Annotated in this window: 18 protein-coding genes and 1 pseudogene; 12 read left to right on the top strand and 7 right to left on the bottom strand. The window is 69.2% G+C overall.

What is annotated here, in order from left to right; translation table 11 throughout:
- The first annotated feature begins 158 nt into the window (after window positions 1-158).
- On the top strand, window positions 159-974 hold the full coding sequence (locus tag V6U77_RS16940) for a hypothetical protein (protein ID WP_334607294.1): 816 nt from the start codon (window positions 159-161) through the stop codon (window positions 972-974).
- 79 nt (window positions 975-1,053) lie between these two features.
- Here V6U77_RS16940 and V6U77_RS16935 read toward each other — a convergent pair whose 3' ends face one another.
- Complete coding sequence (locus tag V6U77_RS16935) at window positions 1,054-1,425, bottom strand: hypothetical protein (protein WP_334607293.1); 372 nt, start codon at window positions 1,423-1,425, stop codon at window positions 1,054-1,056.
- A gap of 179 nt (window positions 1,426-1,604) precedes the next feature.
- On the opposite strand from V6U77_RS16935, the gene V6U77_RS16930 reads away from it, so the two are divergent.
- From V6U77_RS16930 to V6U77_RS16910, 5 genes are all read left to right on the top strand, one after another.
- Window positions 1,605-1,886: a hypothetical protein gene (locus tag V6U77_RS16930; protein WP_334607292.1), complete on the top strand. Its 282-nt coding sequence runs from the start codon at window positions 1,605-1,607 to the stop codon at window positions 1,884-1,886.
- 160 nt (window positions 1,887-2,046) lie between these two features.
- A complete protein-coding gene (locus tag V6U77_RS16925) occupies window positions 2,047-3,141 on the top strand; it encodes a DUF6244 family protein (RefSeq protein WP_334607291.1) in 1,095 nt (364 codons plus the stop codon).
- Window positions 3,138-3,545 carry a hypothetical protein gene (locus V6U77_RS16920; protein WP_334607290.1) on the top strand — a complete coding sequence of 136 codons (408 nt, stop codon included), beginning with the start codon at window positions 3,138-3,140 and terminating at the stop codon, window positions 3,543-3,545. The genes V6U77_RS16925 and V6U77_RS16920 overlap by 4 nt, the downstream gene beginning before the upstream one ends.
- Before the next feature lie 254 nt (window positions 3,546-3,799).
- Window positions 3,800-4,681, top strand: a complete 882-nt coding sequence (locus V6U77_RS16915; RefSeq protein WP_334607289.1) for a helix-turn-helix domain-containing protein — start codon at window positions 3,800-3,802, stop codon at window positions 4,679-4,681.
- Window positions 4,674-4,868, top strand: coding sequence for a DUF397 domain-containing protein (locus V6U77_RS16910; protein ID WP_334607288.1), 195 nt, complete (start codon window positions 4,674-4,676; stop codon window positions 4,866-4,868). The genes V6U77_RS16915 and V6U77_RS16910 overlap by 8 nt, the downstream gene beginning before the upstream one ends.
- A 62-nt stretch (window positions 4,869-4,930) precedes the next feature.
- On the opposite strand, the gene V6U77_RS16905 is transcribed toward V6U77_RS16910, so the two are convergent.
- Window positions 4,931-6,262 (bottom strand): PIN domain-containing protein, encoded by a 1,332-nt coding sequence (locus V6U77_RS16905; protein WP_334607327.1) that lies wholly within the window; start codon window positions 6,260-6,262, stop codon window positions 4,931-4,933.
- A gap of 327 nt (window positions 6,263-6,589) precedes the next feature.
- Here V6U77_RS16905 and V6U77_RS16900 point away from each other — a divergent pair, with 327 nt between their 5' ends.
- A complete protein-coding gene (locus V6U77_RS16900; protein WP_334607287.1) occupies window positions 6,590-7,369 on the top strand; it encodes a transposase family protein in 780 nt (259 codons plus the stop codon).
- Window positions 7,370-7,431: 62 nt separating this feature from the next.
- Here V6U77_RS16900 and V6U77_RS16895 read toward each other — a convergent pair whose 3' ends face one another.
- From V6U77_RS16895 to V6U77_RS16880, 4 genes are all read right to left on the bottom strand, one after another.
- The gene (locus V6U77_RS16895) at window positions 7,432-12,318 is read right to left on the bottom strand and encodes a class I SAM-dependent DNA methyltransferase (RefSeq protein ID WP_334607286.1); all 4,887 of its coding nucleotides are present in this window, start codon (window positions 12,316-12,318) and stop codon (window positions 7,432-7,434) included.
- A gap of 76 nt (window positions 12,319-12,394) precedes the next feature.
- A complete protein-coding gene (locus V6U77_RS16890; RefSeq protein ID WP_334607285.1) occupies window positions 12,395-15,196 on the bottom strand; it encodes a helicase-related protein in 2,802 nt (933 codons plus the stop codon).
- 13 nt (window positions 15,197-15,209) lie between these two features.
- Complete coding sequence (locus V6U77_RS16885; protein WP_334607284.1) at window positions 15,210-16,289, bottom strand: serine/threonine-protein kinase; 1,080 nt, start codon at window positions 16,287-16,289, stop codon at window positions 15,210-15,212.
- A 119-nt stretch (window positions 16,290-16,408) separates the two neighbouring features.
- Entirely contained in the window at window positions 16,409-18,343 is a 1,935-nt protein-coding gene (locus tag V6U77_RS16880) for an N-6 DNA methylase (RefSeq protein WP_334607283.1), read from the bottom strand.
- Window positions 18,344-18,445: 102 nt separating this feature from the next.
- On the opposite strand from V6U77_RS16880, the gene V6U77_RS16875 reads away from it, so the two are divergent.
- The 5 genes from V6U77_RS16875 (at window position 18,446) to V6U77_RS16855 (ending at window position 24,240) form a co-directional block, all read left to right on the top strand.
- Window positions 18,446-18,979 carry a DUF4352 domain-containing protein gene (locus V6U77_RS16875; protein ID WP_334607282.1) on the top strand — a complete coding sequence of 178 codons (534 nt, stop codon included), beginning with the start codon at window positions 18,446-18,448 and terminating at the stop codon, window positions 18,977-18,979.
- Window positions 18,980-19,073: 94 nt separating this feature from the next.
- Window positions 19,074-20,012 (top strand): hypothetical protein, encoded by a 939-nt coding sequence (locus tag V6U77_RS16870; RefSeq protein ID WP_334607281.1) that lies wholly within the window; start codon window positions 19,074-19,076, stop codon window positions 20,010-20,012.
- Window positions 20,013-20,105: 93 nt separating this feature from the next.
- Window positions 20,106-20,924, top strand: coding sequence for a ribonuclease HI (locus tag V6U77_RS16865; protein WP_334607280.1), 819 nt, complete (start codon window positions 20,106-20,108; stop codon window positions 20,922-20,924).
- A 332-nt stretch (window positions 20,925-21,256) separates the two neighbouring features.
- The gene (locus V6U77_RS16860; RefSeq protein WP_334607279.1) at window positions 21,257-23,839 is read left to right on the top strand and encodes an AAA family ATPase; all 2,583 of its coding nucleotides are present in this window, start codon (window positions 21,257-21,259) and stop codon (window positions 23,837-23,839) included.
- The gene (locus V6U77_RS16855) at window positions 23,836-24,240 is read left to right on the top strand and encodes a hypothetical protein (RefSeq protein WP_334607278.1); all 405 of its coding nucleotides are present in this window, start codon (window positions 23,836-23,838) and stop codon (window positions 24,238-24,240) included. Before V6U77_RS16860 ends, V6U77_RS16855 begins: the two co-directional genes overlap by 4 nt.
- 12 nt (window positions 24,241-24,252) lie before the next feature.
- On the opposite strand, the pseudogene V6U77_RS16850 reads toward V6U77_RS16855, so the two are convergent.
- Window positions 24,253-24,353 (bottom strand): annotated as a pseudogene (locus tag V6U77_RS16850) (RidA family protein); the annotation flags it as partial.

Genomic DNA, 24,353 nt, shown 5'->3' with positions numbered 1-24,353 from the left:
AGCTGCCCGGCGCTGTCAACCGTTCGTTTCCCGGATGCGACGAATGGCCCTGTCGGAACGAGTCGGCTGCCGCCTAACATCGAATTTCCTGCATGCCGCGTAAGCCCACGCGAGACGTTTCGCGGCTGGTTCCTTGCGCAACAGAAGCGGAGGGCAGCGTGGTAACCAAGCGCACCATCAACGACTGGTACGCCAATGCGGAGGGGCGAGGTTCGAGCGATTTCCGGCACGACTGGGAGAACGACGACCTGCCCGACCGGACGCCCGATGTCTGGCTCGACCGACTTCAGTCCAAGGGTCGCGCCGCCACCACCAGTCCGGCGCGTCAACGCGCGCCCAGACCCGCCGCGGCGGGGGCCAGCCCGAATCGTCAGAGCAGCCTCAGGCAGCAGAACTTGGCGGATGCCGCCCGCGCGCTGAAGGCGCGAATGCGCGGTGTCAAGGACACGACAATCGCCCGGCACCTTGCGCAGAACGGCTGGCCCGCAGTCTCCGCCGCCCAGATCCGAGAGGCGCTGCGCGCCTACCCCGCACAGACCCGGAAACAGCTGACACCGAAAGGTCAATCGGCGCCGCGAGGAATCGAACCCGCCAAGAAGAAGCAGCAGTCCTACGGCACCATCACCATAATCAGTCCACCCACCGCGACCCGGAAGCCGACGGGCAACGACGGGGCCGTCCCTGTGCCACAGGCGCTCGTCAAGGCGGCTCACGCCGCCCATGCCTGGCATCCGCAGCTCGGCATCAAGCAGCTGACCAGGGAGGTACGCAAACTCGGCTGGCACGGAGTGACCCAGGAGCAGGTGCAAGCAGCGCTCCTCAAGCGCCCTCTTCCGCCGCAGAGCGGCCCCTCACTTCGCAGCGTGCCGGTTCCGGTCCCGGTGCCGCGTCCGGTCGAGCGCGCACCCCATCCGGATGCCTGCTTCGCGTGCGGGGTGGTCCCGTCGCTGCTGGGGATGTGCCGCTGCTCCTGAACCAGCGGCTGGCAGGCCCGCCCGACGTCGGCTCTCGACAGGCACGGCGCTGCGAGGCGCCTGCCAATCCTCGGGGTGCCTATTCGACGACGAAGGCACCGGCCAGGCCGACAACCGCGAGGGTGACGGCAGCGGCGAGCAAAAAGCGGTAGGGCCGCGGGTTCCGCACGGCGTAGGTGGACACCCCGAGCGCCCCGCCGACGATCGAGGCCGCGTACCACGGCAACCGCGTGGGAGTGACCTCACCGATGAAGATCATGTTGATGGCAACCACAGCGAAGAAGATGACCGCGTTGGCGATGGCCTGGCGCAGATTGCGGTAGGCCGAGCGTTGAAGCCTGCCGACCGACCGCTGGTAGGCCGTCATCGCCTCGGCGCGTTCCGCAGCCGATCCCGGCCGGCAAAGGGTGCGGCCGCCGGGCTTGCGCCCCCGACTCATGCCCGCGAACATACCAGCGAGGCGACGGTGCCACTGCCCTGCGTGACGCCACCGATCGTCTGGTTCGGACATATGATCCGGCACCGAGACGAGGGGACGGCGCGGCACCGAGTACGACGCGCAAAGCGGGAGTTACGCGACGCCGGCAGTGCCGACGGCCACGACGTCGACGGCCAACGGGAGGGACGGCGATGGACGTTGCGCTTCGGTGGAAGCTCGCCACACCGCTGATCGGGTTGACCCTGCTCATGGTCGTCCCGGCGGTGTTCGGCACCATCGCCTGGTGGTCGTTGGAGGGAACCGGCTACCGGGTGCTGAGCGTCGTCATCTGCCTCGTGCTCACCGCGCAGCTGGTCCTGGCGGTCTCCATCGGCGTCCGGCCGCGCAGCGACGTGCTGTGGATCAGGGTAGGACTGGTCATCCTCGGCATGCTGCTCGCCTGCGGGCTGGCCCGGCTCCGTAGCGAACTGTGACCCACCCGAATGGCACAAGCCCCAGCCGTACGCACCGCGGGTGCGCGGGCCGAAGCCGATTCCTCGGCGTCTGAGGCGCGGATCGTGGTTGGTCGAGCCCGATCTGTCGGCTGCCACTGTTCCTTGGGAAACAGATGCCATCAGGACGAGAGATGAACGGATGTCGCTGACCGACAGCATCAGTGACGACCTGCGCGCGATGGCCGCCGGTGTCGATACAGCGCAGCAGCAGGCTGCTGCGGCCGAACATGCTGTCGCGCAGATCGCAGCCCGGGCCGTTGCAGCGGGCTTCACGGGCGTCGCGGTGAGGCTGACTCAGGTACGCGAGTTGGTCGGACACGTCCGCGCACGCCTGACGACGGTCGGTGGAGTCCTGGACGAGGCCCCGCGCGTGGCCACCGCCATTGCGCAGCAGCCGTCTCCACAGGACACCGTCAGTGCACTCACTCGCTTGGCGGCGACCGTCTCAACGGTTGACGCCGCAGTGGTGGCGGCGGCAGCCGGCGTCGAGCAAGGAAGGCGACTCACCGCCGCGACGCTGCACGGAGGCCAACCCGGCCCCACACTGGCCCACCTACAGCGACTCGGCCAGAGTCTCACCACCATCAAGGCTCGAACCGGCGAGGCACGGCAACATGTCGAGGCGGCTCTGACGCAGGCCCGCCACATCGGTGGCCTGGGGACGATGACCCCGAGCGACGGCAGGGGCCGACCACCCGTACCCGATGTCACCGGGTCGCAGGGCACCGCGTCGCGGGGCGAGCAGACGCCTTCGCAGCTCGCCGACATCCCGGTCCCAGCCGACCCCACCTGGGCCCGGGTCGATCCCGCTGCCGTGCCCGAGACGGTCCGCCCCACCATCGACCATTTCGAGCCGCGGCCCGCCGGCAGCACCCGCCCCACTGCCGGCCTGCTCGACGGTGAGCCCGTCACATCCGGAGGAGGCGACCGGTCATTGGCTGCTGACCTCCAGCACGATCCACTACGCGGACCCCCGGTCACCTTCTACGACCACGTGGAATCGAAGGCCGCCGCGTACATGCGCCGCACCGGCGCGACCGAGGCCGACCTTGCCATCGACAACACGGTCTGCGGCACCAACGATCGCGACCGGAGCTATTCGTGGACCTGCGACAGGATCCTGCCCGCCATACTTCCCCCGGAAAGTCGCCTACGGGTGTGGGTCACCCGAGACGGCGGCCACACCTGGTGGCACCGTATCTACACGGGCACCGGAGAGAGGATCACACGTTGACGCTGCTGCTTCGTGACTACCACGGCCATCCGTACCCCTTGGCCAGCGCGGATGAGGCCGGCCGCCGCTTCGACGAGCAGATCGAGGCGATCATGCCGCATGGTGGCTGCGGCCAGACCATGACGATCGGACCCGCCGACCAACCCGCGCTACGCATCGACATCGACATCGACGCCGACCGCGCGGCGGTGCGCTGGCTACCCGACGGCACCTACGCCGTCGGGCTGGACCCGGACACCCCAATCACCGTCTACGAGTCACCCGACGCAGGTCTGGTGGACATCTCCGCCGACCTCGCCCGCATGACCGTGGCGGCAGCCCGGGATGCAGTCATGGAGTACGTGGCCACCGAGCAACGTCCTGCCAGCCTGTCATGGGAGCACGAGAAGCATGCTGCTTCGTAGACCGCGTGGTGATTGAGCGGATTACTCGGAACATTCGCGGACTGTCCGCAGCCCTGGGCATTCCCTTGATCGTCAATAGCCCCCGAATGGGAATAGCGCGGTCATGGCCGGCGTCGGGGCCGTCTTGTATGGTCAGACGCGTAATCCATTTGTGCGAACGAGGCGCGAGACACCCAATTTGCCGGGCGATCGTCCCACGTTTCACCAATGGCGTCCGGATGTAACAAAATACAACGCGGAGAGGGCGGGGGCGGATGGCCGACGACATGGGATCCACAGTCCCGAGGCGGCAGCTCGGGCGGGCACTGCGCGAGCTGCGCACCGAGGCGCGCATGACGCTCGACGGCGCGGCCGAGGCGATGCACTGCAGCCGACAGAAGATGTGGCGCATCGAGACCGGCCTCGGCCCGGTCCGCGCCCTCGACGTCAAGGCCATGTGCGAGCTGTACGGCGCGACGCCCGAGCTGGCCGGCGCGCTCACCGCCCTGGCGGCCGAGACCAAGGCCAAGGGCTGGTGGCACTCGTACGGCGACGCCATCCCCGACTGGTTCGAACTCTACGTCGGCCTCGAATCCGCTGCCTCCCGCCTACGGGAGTACGACGACACCCTGATTCCCGGCCTGCTACAGACGAGGGGTTATGCCCGTGGTGTCTACCAGCACCGCTCACGCATCTCCGAAGGCGATCGGGAGCGGCTGGTCGAGGTTCGGCTGCAACGTCAAGCGCTCCTGGAGCGCCGCCTTCCGCCCCCACCGCAGTTCGAGGTCGTCCTCTCCGAGGCGGTCCTCCTGCGGGTCGTCGGCAACCCAGCCACCATGGCCGAACAGCTACGACACCTGCTCAACATGGGCAGGTTTCCGCACGTCTCGGTCCGGGTGCTTCCGCTCAGCGCCGGGCTCCACTTCGGCGCAGTCGCCGGCCCTTTCGTCATGCTGGACTTCCCGCTCCGCAACAGGGTCGAGCCCGACCCTCCGGTCGTCTACAGCGAGTCGCTGACCGGGGCGCTCTACCTCGATCGCAAGGATGAACTCGCCGTCTACGAAGAGGTGTGGGCGAGCCTCACATCACTGGCCCTTGATGAGCAACAATCAAGGCAACTGATCAACAAGATCATCGGAGAGGTTCATCATGGCTGAGTTGTCTGGCGCCCACTGGCGCAAGAGCACCCGCAGCGGCGACAACGGCGGCAACTGCGTAGAGGTCGCCGACAACCTGCCCGGCCTCGTCGCCGTACGCGACAGCAAGGACCTAGCAGGGCCTGCCCTCATCTTCTCCCCCACCGCTTGGACCAACTTCGTCCGTGCTCACCGCTCCGCTCGCTGAACGACGACTGATCGCCAGCGCACCCGGCACGCCTGCCTGGTGCGCTGGCATAACGGTTCAGTTTATTCGTGGTCCTCGGCCGCGGACTCACGCTCCCGGATCCGCGAAATGAACAGCGGCAGAACATCATCGTGAATCTGGAATCCGGCGGCAACGCCAAAAGCCGGCGAGTCGTCGTTGTAGACAGCCCAGAAAAGGTCGACCGCCTGGTCGGGAAGAAGTCCCTGCTCACGCATAAGCTGGACAATTCGGTTGAACGGGCGGGTAAAGCCGCGTAAACTACGGTCTTCGGGGTAGCGGGCGACCTCGTACACCTGACTCCTGGCAACATACCCGCCCTGATTGGCTGCCTGCACAAGCACGAGCGCCTGGCTGGGCGCCTCGTCGGTCAGACGGTTAAGCAGGTAGTTAAGCGCCTCTTGGCTCCAGCCGCCGTGCTCCAACTCTGGCCCCGGGTCGGACAGGAATGTATCCACCCGATCCGCGTCCTGAACGGAGTCCTCGCGGACGGTGACGGAGAGAACGGCGCGCCCGTAGCTGAGCAGCTGCGCAGGGCGGACCATGAATAGCCGCACGCCAGCCCGGTCACGCAACTCGTCCACGAGCTCGACGCGGGGGCCACGCCTCTCGCCGCCCACCTCCCGCCACCAGTCTTCCTTCACATCTCCCGTTACGAATATGACGTCACTTCTGCGTTTCTCCGCTTCCCTGAGAAACTGCTCCCATACCAGGTAGTCCCCGGCACCTTCGGCGTTGTCCTTCTTGCGATCCATATAGCCCGGTGGGACCTTTTCATCGAGCCGTCGCTGCGCCTCGACTAAAGCAACGTTCATATCCTTCTCGTTCAGCGGCTCACCGACTCGGCCCCGCAAAATCGAGTTCAGCGAGCGCAGCACAACATCCGTGTTCGTATCGCGGGCTGCATCGATCGCGGCGGTGTCCTTGAACTCGTCTACGTTAAGCAGGACTTTGTCGAATCCGGCGGTAAGCTGCTCGATGATAGCCGAGGCCCGTTCAGGCGTCAGCGAAACCCGGTTCACCCATGTCCGCACGGCGCGGACCGCTTCCCCACGGGCCTTCTGCAATTCTTCGGCGGTCTTGGCGGTGTCCCGTGGATCTCGCAGCACCCGGTCTCGATTGCGCCAGAACTCCCTCAACACCTGATGCGGAACCCAAAGCCTGTCCGACAGCTTGGTAAGAACGGCGAGTAGGTCATCGCGAGCATCGGCCGTGTAGCGGTAGAGGTTGAGCAGGACGTTGGCGTCCAGCACTACCATACCAGTCCGTAACACCTGCGCATACTCGTCGGTCGTAGGCGTCACGTAGCCCTCGAAGCCGTCGATCATCCCCCTTTCGGAGCCGCAGGGCAGCGCGTTCAATCCAGTGTCAGACATCTTCACCGCAGCAGAATATCCCCAAATCATTCACATCGCTGTCTCCTAGAAGACACTAAGGGAAGACTCCCTCATTGCTCACCGTTGCACAGACAGACAAGCTGGTCACGCAGGACTTCGATACCTAACCCCGTGAAGTCCCAGTCACACTACCGATTTATATCGCAACACGGCTCCAAATTGAGTCAGCCTCGGTAGAACATCCGTGGGGACACCTCGCGCCGACGAGGAGCCCAACAAGCCACGAGATGACCCTTTAGCCCAAGCTAAGGGACGTCTCGTAACCCTGGCATCTGTCTGTTGAGGACGGTGCGGCAGTATGCCCGGGTGCAGGTGATCACGGCAGCCCGCCCGGAGTGGATCTTCCCGTTCACCGGGTTGCAGCCCGCCCAGTTCCGCACGCTGGTCCGGCTGGTCGCCGAGCGCGGCGGTGACAGCATCGCCGACGGCCGGCCGGGCCGGCAGTGGGCCCTCGACCTGCCGGATCGGGTGTTGCTGGTCGCCGCGTACTGGCGGACGAACCTGACGATGCGGCAGATCGGCCCGCTGTTCGGGGTGTCGCATTCCGCGGCGCACCGGGTCATCGACACCCTCGCGCCGCTGCTGGCCCTGGCGCCGGTCCGCAAGCGGCCGGTCGCGCAGATCGCGATCGTCGACGGGACTCTGGTCCCGACCCGTGATCACCGGCTGGCCGCCCGGAGCAAGAACTACCGGTACTCAACAAACGTGCAGGTCGCCATCGACGCCAGCACCCGCCTGGTCATCGCCGTCGGTGATCCGCAGCCGGGCAACCGCAACGACACGATCGTCTACCGCACCTCAGGCATCCAGGAGAAGCTCGACGGGCGGCCGGTGATGGCCGACGGCGGCTACCGAGGCAACCCCGAGGTGATCATGCCGTACCGCAAGCCCGCCGACGGCAGTGACCTTGCGGACTGGAAGGAAGCCCTCAACGTCGAACACCGCACCGTCCGAGCAGGGATCGAACACGCCCTGGCCAGGATGAAGTGCTTCAAGATCCTGCGCGACTACCGCCGCGCCGCCCACACATTGGCCGACGCCGCTTCCGGCATCGCCAACCTCCACAACATCATCCTTACCGGCTGACCACCGACCCCGCCCCAGGCAACACCTTCACCCAGTTACGAGACGCCCCTTAGGAGTCGACGTTACGACGATTGCCAACCAGCCCTGACAGAATCTTGAAGGCGCTTACTGAAGGCCGCATGCGCCTGCCTGTATTCGTTCTCACGATCGACCTTATAGAACGGCGGGGTATAGCCTTCAGGCAACAAGTTATCCGTGGGGTTCTCCAAGTACTTTATTAGCTCCGCGTAGTGCACCTTTGACTGCCCCCAGCCCCACTGATTATAGTTCTTAGATAGTCGCCGGCCCCGAGCATCAAACCACATTTCGGCCTCATAGTCAGCCAGTTGCGGGAATCGAGCAAGGTACATCGATACCAAAGAATCTGCGCTCAATCCGAGCCAGACAGACACGATCGCATCTATCTCCAGTAGAGCGGCACGACGATCCGCCTCCACCCGCAGAGGAGTACGCTGGTCCCAAACCGGCTGAATTTCACCTAGGGCAGCAACTGCAGGCTGGGACGTTACCCAAGATTCTTTTAACCATGAGGAGTCATACGTCTCTTGCCACAATTTTTCATACGCGCTAGTCAGCGCATTCATACGCAAGACCCGAAGAGCTAGTGGCGCAGCAAGCGGATGCCCTTCAACGGGCGCGGGAAGTCGCCGGACATCGGATTCCTTCACATGCTCCCTGCCCGCTAAACGGATAGCATAGTCCAGCGGGATCGAACTCCAAAAACCTACGGAAAGAATGGTCAGGAGAGCAGAGGAAAGGATCGTAGAACGAACAGAAGATAAATGAGCCGGGCCTGGAGGGATCAAAGCGGCAATCAAGCTTCGCTCCGACGAGGCTGGCGCCATTTCTCGCCAAGCCAGCCTGAAGTAGGACGTAGAAGGTTGCCCCGCCCACTGGACCTGCAAATCATCCATTTTGTCCGGCTCAACCATAAAGCGGAAAGCTGAAACAGCGACTGCGCCTGAAGGCAGCTCGCGCAGGTCCAGCGTCTTGTCTACATTGGAGGTTTTAGGCGGCTCTTTGGCGAATGGTGTAGAAATCCCGAATTGGGCTCCGCGAAGCAAGACTTCCCGCCAAGAGCCCGGACGGACCACCCGCTCCTCAAGATATCCATCCCGAACCAAACCCTTATCGACAAGACCGAGGTTGATGCGCCCAAACTCGCCAGTTCTTGGCCGAAAGATCGATAGCGTCTCAATCGCCGCTTGCTCCGACACGTTCAGCGGGTAAAGCAACCTCGTATGCTCAATAGGCGAATCGGATTCGTTGGAGAATTCTCGCCAAACACGCAGAATACCCTCGTCCACTACGACAATCCGACTGCGATGGGGGCGCACGTCCCAGTTGCCCCCGATCTTGATCCTCGGCATATCGCCGCTGCCGTCATGAATGAGTGAAGCTGGCAGGGTATTTGCATCGAACAGCCAACTAAGGTGAACGAACCTGATGTCACCAGGGTGGCCATAAATATTGAGGGAGAACTGCTTGTTCCAGTTAACTTCAGGGAACAGTAGCCGTCGATTATGGAAGTGGGCATGAAGCCGCATATGTTTATAGGTGGCCGCACGGAATTCGGCTTCGCGAATTCCGGCCATGTGTGTGTCGTAATGAATCAAGCCGGATATTCCGCCGCGTGCTGCGCTTGCCCAAACCTTGATCATGAAACAACGATAGAGGTTGGGCTGGGTGCCACCAAGCTCCGGATAGTTAATCCGAGATCCCAAGTAGTTCCCGATGGCGTTCGTCACAAGGAATTCCTGAACGTACGACACCCAGTTGCCCGCAACAGCTTGAGACTTTCTCTCGGCCCATAGATCGACGAACCCGTGCAAGGCAAACCATGGATCGTAGTCCGCAAGTACGGCTGTTTCGTTCCACTCCGGCCTTACCCAGGGCGGGTTTCCGACTTGGAGGTCGAAGCCGCCCTGTCCGAACGCTTGCGAGAACGTAAGTTCCCAGTGGAAGAAGCCCTGCTGCTCGGAGATCTGGTCGGCGGTGAGGAGCCATGGGAAGCGGTCCGAGAGCGTCCACGGTGAGTCGACGCCGATGACGCCGTCGAGCTTCCGCTCGTACTCGCTCATCGCGTCCAGGCTCGTCAGCTCGCGACCGTAGAACCTGGCGGTGTGCTCGTCCGCGTCGCTTCGGCCGATGAGCGCTTCTGCGAAGGTGAGCCAGTCGTCCAGGTTGGTCAGGGGCACCTGCTGGCGGAGTTGTTCCGCCACGGTCATCCGCCGCGTGCCGCCGGTCGCCTTCGTCGGCAGCTTCATCTGCTGCGCCTGCACGTTGCCGAAGATGTCCTGCGTCTCGTAGACCGGCTCCTCGTACACCGGAACGTCCTTGACGTGCGACACCTGGACGGGTGCGGCCGGGTACGCGGGGTCGGAGCCGTCGAGCAGGCCGACCTTGTCGAGCGGCCAGAACCACAGCGCGCACCACACGTCCATCAGCGTCTTGAGTCGCCAGTACGGCGTGCCGGGCGCGGTCAGGTCCTCAAGGATCTTCTCCCGGGCCACCGCACCGGTCACCGGCGGCAGGTCGTCCGCGCCCCACACCTTGATGTCTCGGCGGATCTCCCGCTCGGAGATGGCGAGACGCTGCTGCACCAGCCCCCACAGGAACTCGACCCGCCGGCCCAGCGCCTGCAAGCGCTTGACCTGAGAGTTTTTTCCCTTGGCCGACGGCACGCGCTTCATCGCCGTACGCCATGCCTTGAGTTTGGCGGTCTCGGCCGGCGCCAGCTCGCGGGCCTCCTTCTCCCCCGCGACCGCGCCCCAGCCATCGGCGGGGAGCAGGAAGTGGTGGATGGTGCCCTCGTCGATCGGCCCGTCTCGGAACGGCTTCTCGGCCGGGGCGGTGGTCAGCCACGACTTGTCGGCGAGCTGCTTCGGGTCGTAGAGCTTGCGCCCGCAGCCGATGAGGGAGTTGCCGCGTTGCAGGTGCAGGCCGAACCAGGGGGCTTGGAGGCCGGTGTGCATGACGTTGAGCCAGAGGGAGACCTCGGCCAGCTCGACAGCGGTGCGGTTGAGGTCGACGCCGTAGCAGTTGTGCAGCGCGATGTAGGCCTTCGCCCGCTGGAGTTCGAGGTGGTATGCCTCCGGGTCGAGGGTGACGTCGAGTTCGGTCTGCCGGCGGCGCAGGTATTCGGCGGCTACCTGGTTGATGGCCTCGTTGAGGAACGCCCCGGAGCCGAGCGCCGGCTCGCAGATCGTCCAGTCCAGCAGCTCGCGCGCCGGCGTGGTGGTGCCGTCCTGGTCGAGGCGGTACTTGAGGGCGAGCTGGACGGTGACCTCGGTCAGCGACTGCGGGGTGTAGTAAGAGGCGCTGGTCTGCCGGTCGCGGCCGGCGAGCCGGTAGACGAACTCGCCCGGCTGGTAGCTGACCCGGCTGCGCACGCCCGTGTACGGGTCTTCCTTCTCCACGAAGACGTTGTCGGCGTAGTCGTCGGTCTTCGACGCCGGGATCATCCACGAGCCGTCCTTCGGGTCGCCGTTCTTGGCGACCTCGTAGAGCTGCTCGGTGGCGACGAAACCGGTGTACGACATCAGGCCCTCGTAGACGGCGCCGAGCTGGTTGATGCCGAGCTGGGCGTACGAGATGAAGCCGCCGCGGCGCCTCCTGCCGCCCTTGGTCAGCATGAGGCGGCGCAGCACCTCGTAGAGCACCTTGTTGCGCAGCCGGGTGTCGATCTTCGGGCCGTCCGGGTCGTCGGGGTCGCTGCCCGGCTCGGCGATCAGCCGGCCGATGAGCTTCGTCTTCTCCGGCAGGAACAGGTCCGAGCGCATCGGCTCGAAGCGCAGGCCCTCGCCCTCGCTGGCCTGTTGCTCGACCTCCGCGCCGCCGCGCGGGCGGTGGCCCTCGTTGACCATGCGGCACAGCAGGTCCAGCGACTCGTAGAGGTGGGTGCCGTCCTCGGCGGACGGCGGGAGGCGGCGGGAGACCAGGTCGCCGATGCGGGCGAGGCTGTAGCCCTCGACGTACTGGGGGTCGTTGACCGGCAGCACGCCCAGCTCGGGGCGGGCCTCGGCATAGAGGAGGAACAGGATCCGGTAGAGGTAGCGCAGCGCCTCGCGGCCGAGTTCCTTGGCCAGCTCGTCGAGGTCCATGACGTGCTGCGGCTGGTGGCCGGCCTGGCGGATGCGGTCGAGGACCTCGTTGGCGATCAGCTCCACGGAGACCTTCAGGCCCTCGCGGAGCTCGCTGGAGACGCCGACTGCGTGCTGGCGGGAGCCGGCGACCAGGTCGGCGAGGGGTTCCGTGCCGCCCTCGGCGGGTGGGCGCAGCGAGTCGGCGCCGAAGAGGGCGGCGACGACGTCGTACTCCTTGTCGTCGTTGCGGGCGTAGAGGGTGTCGAGGCTGACGGCCAGGTAGCGGCCTTCGCCCCAGGCGGCCCGGTCGGCGAGGGTGAGCACGCCGCCGCTGAGGATCAGCACGTAGCGGGGCTTCGGGTTGTCGGCGGCGAGCAGGAAGGAGGCGAGCTTCGCGCCGGTGTTGATGGTCTCGTTGCCGGGCAGCGCGACCGCGTCGAGCAGCCGTCCGGCGCCGTCCGGGTCCTGGGCGGCCTCCGTGTCGACGGCCCAGCCGCAGTCGAGGGCGAGGATGCCGTGGGCGGTGCCCAGCTCGGCGTGGGCGACGTGGATCTCGTGCTCGTGGCCGTTGCGCTCGACGGTGACGGCCCGCGGCTGCGGCTCGAAGCCGAGCGCCCGCAGCACGTCCTGGTGCAGCTTGCGCAGCCGCTCCGGGTCGAAGAACTCGTCGTCGGCCAGCTCGGTCTTGGCGTCGAAGTACGAGCGGCGCATCCCGCGCAGGCCGGTGCGCGGCGTCTGCTGGCCGCCCTTCTCCCGCTCGGCCCACTGCTTGACCAGGCCGCCCTTGAGCGTGGTGGGCAGAATCTCGGCCAGGTAGTGCGCGGAGAGGTACTCGCCGCGGTTGGTCAGCGACTCGAAACTCATGCCGGCACTCCGCTGCGCCGCGTGCCGTCGTGAGGCACTACCACTCTGAGCCTGATGATTCGCTCACTACGTTCGCTCATGCGGCACGCTCCGGGGACGGTACGAGGACGGCGAGGACGCGCAGCAGCGGCTCGCCGTCGGTTTCCAGGCGGTCGAGCAGGTCGTGCTGCTCGCTGACGGTGGTGTGCACCCGCTGGCGGCGCTTCTCGCGCTGCGGGCCGGGCAGCTCGTCGAGAAGGCTGGCCTGCTGGAACGTCGCCAGTCGGTCACGGTGGCGGCGCAGCGGCTCGGCGTTGGCCGCGTCGAACTCGGCGCGCTTGACCTTCAGGTGCTCGCGGGCGGCGGCGACGGCCTGCGGCAGCAGCCAGGTCAGCGGTTCTGTGTCGACGGCCTCGGCCCGGTTGACCATGTCGGGGCCGACGTTGGCGGCGCGCAGCGCCTCGTCCATCGGTTGGATGCTCGGCCGGTCGGGCAGGCCGGCGACGGCCATCCACTGCACGACGGTGGGCTGGCCGAGGCGGTTGGCGTAGACGCCCTGGACGAGGAAGACGGGCCCGGCGACGTCGGCGGTGAGCACCGGCGCCTGCTGGCGGCCCAGCCGGATCAGCACCTTGTCGACCAGCCAGTCGACCATCGGATGCACGTCGCTGAGGAACGCGATCTCCGGCCACGTCGGCGTCCTGCTCTGCCGGGCCTGGTCGAGCTTGCGCTGCGCCAGGTCCCGGTCGAAGGTGACCTTCAGCCGCAGCGCCTCGCCCTCGCGGTGGGCGCGCAGGTAGGAGCGGGGCAGGTCGGTGAGCCGATGCACCAGGTCGCCGGGGGCCAGAAACGTCAGCAGCTCGTCCTCGCGGCGCAGGTCCACGTGGTCCTCGGGCCGGTCGTCGTAGACCTCGTGCAGGGCGGCGTCGACGAAGTCGCGGGTCGAGTCGAAGAGTTTCGGCACCCGGGCGCGCGGCACCTCCGCCGCGACGGGGGCGGTGCCGACCTCGCCGAACAGGTCGGCCATCACGTCGATCTCGGCGTGCGCGGCCTCGTAGGACTCCTCGACGGTGCGGCCGGCGAGCAGGTCACGCACCAGCCGATCCTCCTCGGCCTTCGCGTCGAACTGGCCGGTGGCGGCCTCCACGCTGCCGAGGCTGCGGTGGGCGGTCTCCTCCCGGCCGAGCAGCTTCTCGGCGACGGTGCGGTCGTCCTTGGCGTCCGGGCGCGCGGAGGTGAGGACGAGCGCGCGGAACTGCGGGCGGTGGCGCTGGCCGTAGCGGTCGATCCGGCCGTTGCGCTGTTCGATGCGGATCAGGCTCCACGGGATGTCGAAGTGGATGAGGTGGTGGCACTGCTGGTGCAGGTTGACGCCCTCCGAGGCGACATCGCCGGTGAACAGCAGCCGTACCTCGCTGCCGGCCAGCTCGAACTCCTGGAGAATGCGCTGCTCGTCGGTGTCGGCGACACCGCCGTGCAGCACCCGCACGGCGGCCGACTTCAGGCCGAGCATGCCGGGCACGACCTCGGCGAGCCACTTGATCGTGGGCACACGCTCGGAGAAGACCACGGCGCGGGTGTCACTGCCCCGGCCGACGCCGATCTCCCTCAGCTGCGCCACGAGGTGCGTCAGCTTGCTGGAGTCGGCATCGGTCATCGCCGAGGTCAGCTCCGCGAGCCGGTCCAGCGCCACGCGTTCGGCGCCGGTGGCCTTCCTGCGCCGGTTGGTCACCGTCTCGTGCAGCGCACGGTGCGACGACAGGAAGGACTTCAACAAGGTGTACGGGAAGAGCCGGTGCTGCCCGGTGATCGTCTCGTCGCTCCACTTGCCGGCCAGCCAGACGTCGGTCAGCTCGTCGAAGACCTGCTCCTCGATCGGCGTCGCCGGGCAGTGCACCGCCTGGGAGGGGCCACGGTCGGCCCAGCGGTCGCCCATCTGGTCGCGTACCTCGGGGCTGATCTTCGTGCGGCGCAGGTAGAGGTGGGCGATGTCGTCGGCCCGATAGTCCTTCGGGTTGGCGATGGCGGCCGGGTCGAGCAGCGAGATCAACTGGGCGAAGGACTCCTTGTCGCCGTTGTGCGGGGTGGCGCTGGCCAGCAGCAGCGCGTCGGTCTTCGCGGCGAGGCGGCGGGCCAGCTCGTTGCGCTGGGTCCCCTTGTTGATCAGGTTGTGTGACTCGTCGATGACGACGGCGTCCCAGACGGTGGCGTCGAGGTGGTGGCCGAACTGGCCGGCGTCCTTGAGCGTGTCGACGGAGATGATGGCCCGCTTGAAGTACGTGAACGGGTTGCGCCCGGCGGGGATCTCCTGCTGGATGCGCTGGATGCCGACCGAGTCCAGCCGCACCAGCGGGATCGCGAAGCGGGTCCACAGCTCCCGCTGGAACTGCTCCAGCACCTGCTGCGGGGACACCACCAGGATGCGGTCGCCCCGACCCCGGCGGATCAGCTCGGCGAGGATCAGCCCGATCTCCAGGGTCTTGCCCAGGCCCACCACGTCGGCCAGCAGCACGCGCGGGCGCAGCCCCGACAGGGCCAGCTCCACCGGGCGCTGCTGGTAGGGCAGCGGGTCGAGCAGGAAACGGTCGGCCAGCGCCAGGCCGCGCTCGGTGCGCGGCAGCGGCGTACGCCGGAAGACGGCCTCCAGGAAGAGCCGGCTCTGCCGGAACCTCGACGACGTGTCGCGGACGAGGACGGTCTCCTCGGGGCGCATCGCCTGGATGGCGTCCAGCTCGGTGAAGAAGGTCGCCTCGACGTCCTGCACGAACTCGGAGACCCCGACCGCCTTGATCATGGTGCCGTCGGCGGTGCCGGTCTTGACGCTGCGCACCAGCCACTCCTCGTCGCGTACGACGATGCGGGAGCCCGGGGCGAACGTCGCCTCCTGGGTGGTTGTCATCGAAAGGGCCTTCCTACAGGGACGAGCGGCGGGCGTACTGGCGGCGCAGCTTGTCGACCAGCCAGTTCACGTCGGGGTGCGGGTTCGCCGGCCGGTCGGGGTCGACCCTCGTCGGCGTCGTCCCGGGCACCTCGGCGGTGCTCTCCTCGCCGCCGTCGGGCAGGTCCTCCGGCTCCTGTTCCGGATCCTGAAGATCCGGCGGGACGAGCAACTCCGTGTTGTCGTCGTAGGTGAGGGCGCAGACCTCCTGCCGAAGGTCGAGCACGCTCTTGCCGGCGCTGGCGGAGGCGACCGCCAGCAACCGCGTACGGACGACGTCCAACCCCGGCCGGGCGGTCGGGTCGTGGGCCAACATGGCGCCGATCAACGGCACCAGCTCGGTCGGCACACCGGAGAGATCCGGCAGGTCGCCCGGCTCCGTGATGCGCAGCAGCAGGTTCCAGGAGTTCGTCGGCGGATAGAGGCCGTGTCCGGTGAGCGCGAAGACCAGCAGCGCGCCGAGGCCGTAGATGTCGACGGCGGCGGTCAGCTCGCGCTCCCCCCGGACCTGCTCCGGCGACATGTAGGCGGGCGTGCCCACCAGGGCGCCCGCCTCTGTCACGTACTGCTCGCGGTCGATCAGCACCGCCAGCCCGAAGTCGATGAGCTTCGGGCCGTCCGGGCCGAGGATGATGTTCTGTGGCTTGAGGTCGCGGTGCAGCAGCCCGACCTGGTGCACCTTGGTCAGGCCGTCGGCGAGCATTGCACCGACCATCGCGGCCACCGGCAGGGCAAGCGGGCCCCCGGCGTCGACGTGCTGGCGCAGCGTGGCTCCCGGCACGTACTCGACGGCCAGCCACGCCGGGTCACCCGTGGTGTCGGCGTCCTCCAGGCGCGCCACCCGCGACCCGAACACCAGCTTGAGACTCTCCACCTCGGCGGCGAAGCGCTCCCGCATCGTCGGCGTCTCGAGCAGCTCCTGCTTGATCACCTTCAGCGCTACCCGCTCGGCCGTGGGCGAGACCGCGAAGTACACGACTCCCATGCCACCCGAGCCCAGCGGCCGGAGCACCTGGTATCCACCGACCTTGTCCAGCGCCACCAGACCCCCCACGCGATGACACCCGTCCCGCACACCCCGCACCGGCCCCACGCCCGGCGGACGCATGACCGTACAACGTGGACGATTGTGGTGTCAGCAGCCGGATGGTGCTTCCCGGGCACCCTGCGGGTCTATCGGTCGCGGTCCTTCGGGCGCAAGCTGCCCTGGGCCAGGCCATCCGCGGTGAGCCGCACCAGCTCCGCCCCCAGTTCCGCGGCCTGTCTGATTGCCGACTCAAATTTCGCGAGGCGCCGGAACGCCTCCCCGTGCACCCGCTGCTCGTCCAGCGGCAGCCGGCGCACCTGCGCCCGGCGGACGTCGAAGCGCAGGGTTCCCGACAGGCTCGACGCCTGCTTCTCGTTGGCGGAGGTGCGCAGTTGCCCGGCGAGGAACCATGGGTCGAGCGCCGCCGGGTTGGGGCGCAGCAGGTAGAGGTTGCGGCCGAGCAGCGCCCCTTCGGCGGTGATCACCCGGGCGGTGAGCGTACTGGCGACCATGGGCACCACCACGTCGCCGACCGCGAGCGGGATCTCCTGACCGAGCCGCTCGTCGACCTGACCGGAGGCGTCGACGCCGGCCAGCACGTCGGGCACGGTCAGCACGGGTGGGCCGCTCTCCGTCGCGGGCACGTCGACGGGCGGCTGGCCGGCTGCGGATGAGGCACGTACCGGCCCGAGTAGTTGCAGCGCGCCGCCGCGGATCAGGTCCGCGACCGAGGTGGCCGGCGACGCTGATCCCTCGCTCGCGTGACTGATCCGGGGCATCAGCGCGGGCAGGTCGCCGACGATCGCGGCCAGCCGTTCCCTGGTGCCTACCAGATGCTCGCCGGTCTGCTCGACCCCGGCGGCGGGTTGGCGGCGCGCGGGGGTGAGGTCGACCTCCTCGTCGAGCAGCTCGATGACGGGCACGGCGCGGGCGAAGCCGGCCTGCTCGACATCGGCGTCAGGTGCGGCGGTGAAGGCCCGCCAGGAGGCGAGGACCCGAGCGGACAGCTCGGCGACGTCGCCCTCGGCCGCGTCGACGAGCAGCGCCCGCGCCGGGGCGGGCACGTCGGGCGCGGGGCGTCGCAGCACCCACAGGTGCAGCGGTACGCCGTGCGGCGCGGCCACCCCGCTGGGCAGCGCGACGACGGCACGCAGCGCCCCGCGCCGCAGCAGCTCGGCACGGATGCGCCGGCCGGCCCGGCGACCGGCTGCCGCAGGCGGCATCAGCAGCACCGCATACGCGCCGGGGCGCAGGTGGGCAAGCGCGTGCTGCACCCAGGCCAGCTCCGGTTCGGTGCGGGGCGGGACGCCGTACTCCCAGCGGGGGTCGTAGCCGAGTTCCTCGTTGCCCCAGTTCGAAACGCCGAACGGCGGGTGGCAGACCACCGCGTCGACCGTACGGCCCTCGAAGGCGTCGGCGCGCAGCGAATCGCCGGCGCGGACCTCGCCCGGCACGTCGCGCAGGGCGAGCCAGAGCCCGGCGAGCGTGGCGAGGTCAGAGTCGAGTTCCTGCCCGTACGCCGTGGTGCAGCCGGCGCGGACGGCGGCGCGCAGGGTGGCGCCGGAGCCGGCGGCGGGGTCCAGGACCGAGCCCTCACCGACGTCGGCGAGGGCGACCATCAGGTCGGCGAGCTCGTCGGGGGTGGCGAAGAGGCGGCCCGGGCCGGGGGCGGAGAAGCGCTGCCACAACTCGTCGAAGGCGGTCTGGGGGCCGAGTTCGTCGGCGAGGGCGTCGACGTCAGGCAGCAGGGTCGACAGGTCGTCGTCGGCCCTGCTGGGGGTGGGGCGTTCGCCGCGATGGCGGGCGAGCAGCAGGGCGCCGACGCTCGCGAGCGCGGACGCCGGCGTCTGCGTCGGTGCGGCCAGGTGTCGCCAGAGCCGGTCGGCGCGGGACAGCTCGGGGAGCTTGCCCTGACCGCGTAGCCACTGCTCGACCTCGATGAGGTCGAACTCCGGGCTGGCCGTGGTGCCGCCCACCGGGGCCGGGAAGTCGGGGTGCCGCTTGCGCCAGTTGCTGACGGCAGCACGACCGACTCCGGCGAGCCGGGCGATCTCCGCCGCCGTGACGGTCGGTGTCTTCACGTCCGAAGTCTCCCACGCCTGTCAAGGTTCACAATCTCTGTTGACAGTGTTGTCGAGCGATGCTCTCATTGACCCCGCAACGTTCACAGTTGGAGGACAACGATGCGCAAGACCACGACCTTCGCCCTGCTCGCCACCGCCGTTGTCGCGCTGGGCTGCGGCGCTGGCGGCACCGACGCCGCGAGCAGCTCGGGCGACAGCGGCCGGGCGGCTAAGGGCGAGGAGAAGGCGGCGAAGACCGCGAAGATCGGCCAGCCGGCCCGGGACGGGAAGTTCGAGTTCACGGTGAAGTCGTCCAAGTGCGGCGTCGCCAAGGTCGGCGACAGCGTGCTCGGCGAGAAGGCGCAGGGCCAGTTCTGCCTGGTCACGATCAACGTCAAGAACATCGGCAAGGAGTCGCAGATGTTCGACGGCAGCAGCCAGAAGGCGTACGCGGCCGACGGCACCGAGTACTCCGCCGACACCGGCGCCGCCGTCTACGCCAACCAGAATGCCGAGACGTTCCTCAACGACATCAACCCCGGCAACCAGGTGACCGGCGTGGTCGTCTTCGACATCCCCAAGAAGGTCAAGCTCACCAAGCTCGAGCTGCACGACTCGCCGTTCTCCGGCGGCGTCACCGTCGCCCTGAGCTGACCTCCGCCGTCCCCTCGGGGCGGGCGAGACCGCCCGCCCCGTTGCCTCCCGGGCGTCAGCCCACCACCGCGTCAGTTCACAGAGGAGCACTGTCGTGACCGATCCGAGCACCCCGATGCCCGCCGAGCAGCCCGCCGTCCCGCCGGTGTCCGCCGTGCCGCCACACCCGACCGCGCAGCTTCCGACGCCCCCGACCGGCGCGGCGGTATCACCGCCCGGTTCGTCGGGCTACACCATCGCCGGGATGCCCGCCCCACCCAAGCGCTCTAACGCCCGAGCCTGGGCCGTCGGTGGCGTGGCCCTCGTCGTCGCGCTGTGCTGCGGTGGTGCGGTCATCGGTGCGGTCGCTGGCGACGAGGACGAGCCGGCCACCAGCGCCAGCAGCCTCCCGTCAACCACTCCGAGCAGCGTCGCGCCGAGCACGGCCGCTCCCACCACCGCCGCCCCGACCACGGTGGTTCCGACCACGGCCGCTCCCACCACCACCGCCCCCGAGCCGACCACGGCCCCGCCGGCCCCCAAGCCCAAGGTGGTCAGGGGGCGCGGCGACGACATCGTGCGGGTAGGCGAGCTGACCGACCTCTCGGTCGTCAAGTTCACCTGCAAGTGCTCCAGCAACACGGTCCTCAAGAGCGACGGGGACGGGCTGCTGGTCAACGAGATCGGCTCCTACAGCGGCAAACGTTGGATCAATCTCGAGGACGGCTCGCTGACCACCCAGTTCGAGGTGGAGGCGTCCGGGTCGTGGACGTTGACGATTGGCAGCGTTGCCCAGCTGGCCACGAAGGCAACCACCGGCAAGGCCGCAGGCAAGGGTGACGACGTGCTGATGCTCGGCGGTGCCGGCACCGCCGCGAAGATCACCCACACCAGGGGCAGCGGCAACTTCGTCATCCACGCCTACTCGATCGAGACCGGGGAGGGCGGTCTGCTGGTCAACGAGATCGGCGGCTACTCGGGTGTCCGTCCGCTGGAAGCGCCCGCCCTCGTCCAGGTGACGGCGGACGGCAACTGGACCATCACGCCCGCCTGATCCGTCTACGACATCAGCTCCACAGCGCCGACGGCGAACAGACCGCCCCGCCCGGCGCCCCTCCCTCACCACTACGAGACGTCAGGAGGCGTCGTGCGTCCCGATGAGTTCCTGCGCGCCCTGGACCTGCTCCCCACTGGCCTGCACGAGCGCGCCGTCGCGCTGCGCGCCTACGCCCGTGTCACCCGCTGCGACGACTGCCAGCGCATCGGCGACGCCGTGCGGCTGGCCCTCACCGCCGCGCACTACGACGAGATCGCCTCGGCCGGGCAGCTGCTCGACACGGCGGAGCAGCAGGCCGCCCGGCACGGGTGGACCTGCCGCCCGCAGCCGGACCAGCAGCGTGGTCGCGGCCGGGTCGGTCGCTGGGCGGGGACGTCCGCGCCGCTCGTCGCCGCGACCGACGCCAGCTGGAAGGGACGCGCCGGCGGCATCGGGTACGTCGTCAGCGACGGCCACTGGGGCCTGCGCAGCCGGGGCACCGACCGGCTCGACCCGACGGGCGCGTCGCGCGTGCTGATCAACGAGCTGCGGGCGGTCGACTTCCTGCTGTCCGCGTACGACGAGGCGCCGGCCGGCATGACCGTACTGCTGGACAGTCTGTCCGCCCTGCGGTACCTGCACCGCTGGCAGGCCGGCGAGGCCGACGCCATACCGGCCGGCTACAGCCTGCGCCCGCGCAGGTCGTCGGACCAGCCGACCCTGGTCCGGCTCGCCGAACTGGTGGGCCGGCGGCCGGATCTGTCCTTCGCGCACGTCAAGGGGCACAGCGGTCACGCCCTCAACGAGGCCGCCGACGGCCTGTCCCACATGGCCCGCCGCCGGCTCGGCGAGTCCTTCGACGTACGCCCCCGCGCGCACGCCCTGGTCGACGCGTTCCTCCGCGACTGGCACACCACCGTCGCCAGCTGACCGCACCGCTGACTTCTCACCCCGGGAGATGATCGTGGTTCTCGCTGCCCGCCACACCGCCGCACCGTCCACCGGCCCGTCGACCCCAGCCTGGGTCGGTCCCGGCCTGATCCTCCGGCAGCCCAGCAAGCCGGTGACCTACCGCCTGCCGGAACACGCCCCCACCTCTCCTGCCTGCTGACGCAGCCAGGCCGCGCAGCTCGACAGCGACACGCAGCGCTCCGATCCGTCCACCGGATCAGCTCCACACCATCCGGAACCACCTCCCCCCGCTCCCCGCAGCGGGCCGGCACCTCCGCCGGCCCGTGGGGAGCACGCGCCTGGAGACGACCATGCCCATCCCCCGCCACACCTCTCCCACGACGCCGACCCTGCCCGCCCGCCGTACCGAGCCGCTGGTCGAGCTGATCTTCGAGCGGCTCACCGCCGACGACGTGCCCGACCACACCGCCGAACTGGTGCTCGCCGCGCTCAGCGGCCAGGACGACCTGGCCGCCGCGCTCGATGGCGGGAAGACCAGCCTGGAGCTGGCCGTACCGACCGACGAGGCGCCGGCGGGGCGGATCTGGCTCTCCTCGGTCACCGTCGCCGGGTTCCGGGGCGTCGGACCGGAACGCACCCTCCAGCTCGACCCCGGCCCGGGCCTCACCCTCGTGGTCGGGCGCAACGGCTCCGGCAAGTCGAGCTTCGCCGAGGCCGTCGAGCTGGCGCTCACCGGCGACAGCGCCCGCTGGGCGGAGCGCAACAGCGTCTGGCGTACGGGCTGGCGCAACCTGCACTCCCCCGACCCGTGCTGGATCGTGGCGCAGCTCCACGTCGACGGGGTCGCGAAGCCGGTGACGGTGACCCGGTCGTGGCCGCTCGGCGCGACGCTGGCCGACGCGGAGGTCACCGTCACCAGCGGGCACGGTCGGCACGCGAGCCTGGCGGAGCTGGGGCTGGCCCGCCCGCTGGAGCTGTACCGGCCGTTCCTCACCGCCGCCGAGCTGGGCCGGCTCACCGCCGGCACGCAGAGCCAGCTCTTCGACGCGATCTCCGCGATCCTCGGGCTGGAGGCGATCACCGACGCCGACCAGCGGCTGATGGCCGCCGCCCGGCCCGTCGACGCGGCCGTCAAGGAGGTACGCGCCCGGCGCGCCGCGCTCGCCGAGGAGCTGACCGGCGTCGCCGACGACCGGGCCCGACGGGCGGCCGTACTACTGAAGGGACGCGGCGCGGTCGACCTGACGGCGCTGGGCGCTGTCCTCGACGAACCGGAGGAACTCGCCGCCGACGGGCCGCTGCTGCTGTGCCGGCGACTGGTCGAGCTACGCGTGCCGGCGGTGGCGGAGATGACGCGGCTGGCGGAGCAGCTGCGCGAGGCGTCCGCCGAGGTGCAACGGCACGACGGCGGGCGGAACCGGGCGGCGCTGCGCAGCGCGGAGCTGCTCCGCCTCGCCATCGAGCACCACGAGGACACCGGCGACGGGCCGTGTCCGGTCTGCGCCACGGGCAGCCTCGACGGGGACTGGCGCAGCGCCGCTGGCGAGTCGCTGGAGCGGCTGCGGGCCCGTAGTCTCGCCGCCCAGTCGGCGGCGGCGCGGCTGACCGCTCTGCTGCGACAGGCGCACCACCTGATCGACGACCTCACCGTGCCGGAGGTCGACCCGACGGATTCGCCGCTCAATGAGCCGCGTGACGCGACGGAGTCGCCGCTGGACGGCCCCCGTGACGTGGCGAAGGTGCCGCTGGACGGGCATGTCGGTGCGGTGGAGGCGCCGCTGGACGGGCTGCGCGAGGCGGTGGCGGCGCTGCGGCGCGTACCCGCGGAGCCGGTCGAACTGGCGGCGCACCTGGACGCGCGGTATCCGGCGGTCGTGGCCGCGGCGGGGGCGGCCCGCGCGCACGCGGAAGGGGTCCTGCGGCAGCGCGACAGCGGGTGGCGGCGGGCGGCGGCCGAGCTGCGAGGCTGGGGCGACGCCGCGGCCCGGCTGCCCGAGCGGGAGGCGACGTTAGCCCGGGTGAAGGCGGCGCGGGCCTGGCTGAAGTCCACCGCCGCGCGGCTGCGCAACGAGCGGGTGGCGCCGTTCGCGGAGCACTCGCAGCGGATCTGGGCGCAGCTGCGCCAGGAGAGCAACGTCGAGCTGGGCGCGATGACCCTGGAGGGAACGAACACCCGGCGGCGGGTGGCGTTCCCGGTCAGCGTGGACGGCGCCGACAACGGCACCGCGCTCGGCGTCATGAGCCAGGGTGAGATGCACGCACTCGGGTTGGCGACGTTCCTGCCGCGCGGGTGCGCGCCGGAGAGCCCGTTCCGGTTCATCGTCGTCGACGACCCGGTGCAGAGCATGGACCCGGCCAAGGTCGACGGCCTGGCCCGGGTGCTCGCCGCGCTGGCCGAGCAGCGGCAGGTGGTGGTCTTCACCCACGACACCCGGCTGCCGGACGCGGTGCGCCGGCTCGAGGTGGGCAGGGCCCGGATCGTCGAGGTGATCCGTGCGGAGCGGTCCGTGGTCACGTTGCGGCCCGCCTCCGATCCGGTGACGCGCTACCTCGACGACGCGTACGCGCTGGCGCGCAACGAGGAGATCGCCGCCGAGGTGCGCGGGCCGGTGGTGGCGGAGCTGTGCCGCTCGGCGGTGGAGGCGGCCTGCCACCGCATGGTGTGGCGGCAGCGGGTAGCGCGCGGGGTGCCGCACGACGACATCGAGGCGGCCATCGTGGACGCCTCCCGGAGGTTGACCACCACGCTCGCGTTGGCCCTGTTCGACGACGCCGACCGGGGCGGGGACGTGCTCGGCTGCCTGAGTCGCCGGTACGGGTCGCGGGCGGTGGCCGCGTACAAGGCGTGTCGGGAGGGCGTGCACGGGTCGTACCTGGCGGACCTGCCGGGCCTGGTCGCGGACGCCCGCCTGCTGACGGAGGCGCTGCGGTGACCGCGCCGACGCCACAGCGCTGCCTGGCGGCGGCCGAGGAGTTGCTGCATGGTGCCGGCGCGTTCGGCGGGGCCGCCGTCGCCGGCGGCTGGTGGCCCCGGGCGTGTGCCTGCCTGATCCGGCTCGCGCTCGAAGGTGGCATCGACGCCTACTGGCGGCGGACCAGGCCGGCGGTGGCCGGGTGCCGGCAGGGCCGGGCGAAGCAGCTGATGCTGCGCGGCCGGCTCGGCCCCGGCGTCGTCGTCGCCCGCCGCGTCGCGTTCGCCTGGGCGACCCTGTCGGCCGCCGCCCACCATCACTGCTACGAGCTGGCGCCGACGGCCGCGGAGCTGCGTCGCCTGCACACCGAGGTGGGTGCCCTGCTCGCCCGGCTCGACGGAGCGGCGGAACGTGAAGGATGACGTGCCGTTAGATCAGGGCAGTACGGCCACGGCCTGGATCTCGATCAACAGGTGCGGGTGGGGCAGTTGGTGTACGGCGACGGTGGTGCGGGTGGGGCCGGTGGCGTCGAAGT

Source organism: Micromonospora sp. CPCC 205546, from assembly GCF_036902715.1.
In the GTDB taxonomy this organism is placed as follows: Bacteria; Actinomycetota; Actinomycetes; order Mycobacteriales; family Micromonosporaceae; genus Micromonospora.
This window is presented reverse-complemented; position numbering and strand designations above follow the sequence as displayed.

Bases quoted from the DNA above. Each gene is read 5' to 3' on its own strand.
- V6U77_RS16890 (WP_334607285.1), bottom strand. From the start codon at position 15,196: ATGACAACCACCCAGGAGGCGACGTTCGCCCCGGGCTCCCGCATCGTC.
- V6U77_RS16910 (WP_334607288.1), top strand. From the start codon at position 4,674: ATGGCTGAGTTGTCTGGCGCCCACTGGCGCAAGAGCACCCGCAGCGGC.
- V6U77_RS16860 (WP_334607279.1), top strand. From the start codon at position 21,257: ATGCCCATCCCCCGCCACACCTCTCCCACGACGCCGACCCTGCCCGCC.
- V6U77_RS16905 (WP_334607327.1), bottom strand. From the start codon at position 6,262: ATGTCTGACACTGGATTGAACGCGCTGCCCTGCGGCTCCGAAAGGGGG.
- V6U77_RS16930 (WP_334607292.1), top strand. From the start codon at position 1,605: ATGGACGTTGCGCTTCGGTGGAAGCTCGCCACACCGCTGATCGGGTTG.
- V6U77_RS16875 (WP_334607282.1), top strand. From the start codon at position 18,446: ATGCGCAAGACCACGACCTTCGCCCTGCTCGCCACCGCCGTTGTCGCG.
- V6U77_RS16935 (WP_334607293.1), bottom strand. From the start codon at position 1,425: ATGTTCGCGGGCATGAGTCGGGGGCGCAAGCCCGGCGGCCGCACCCTT.
- V6U77_RS16915 (WP_334607289.1), top strand. From the start codon at position 3,800: ATGGCCGACGACATGGGATCCACAGTCCCGAGGCGGCAGCTCGGGCGG.
- V6U77_RS16925 (WP_334607291.1), top strand. From the start codon at position 2,047: ATGTCGCTGACCGACAGCATCAGTGACGACCTGCGCGCGATGGCCGCC.
- V6U77_RS16895 (WP_334607286.1), bottom strand. From the start codon at position 12,318: ATGAGTTTCGAGTCGCTGACCAACCGCGGCGAGTACCTCTCCGCGCAC.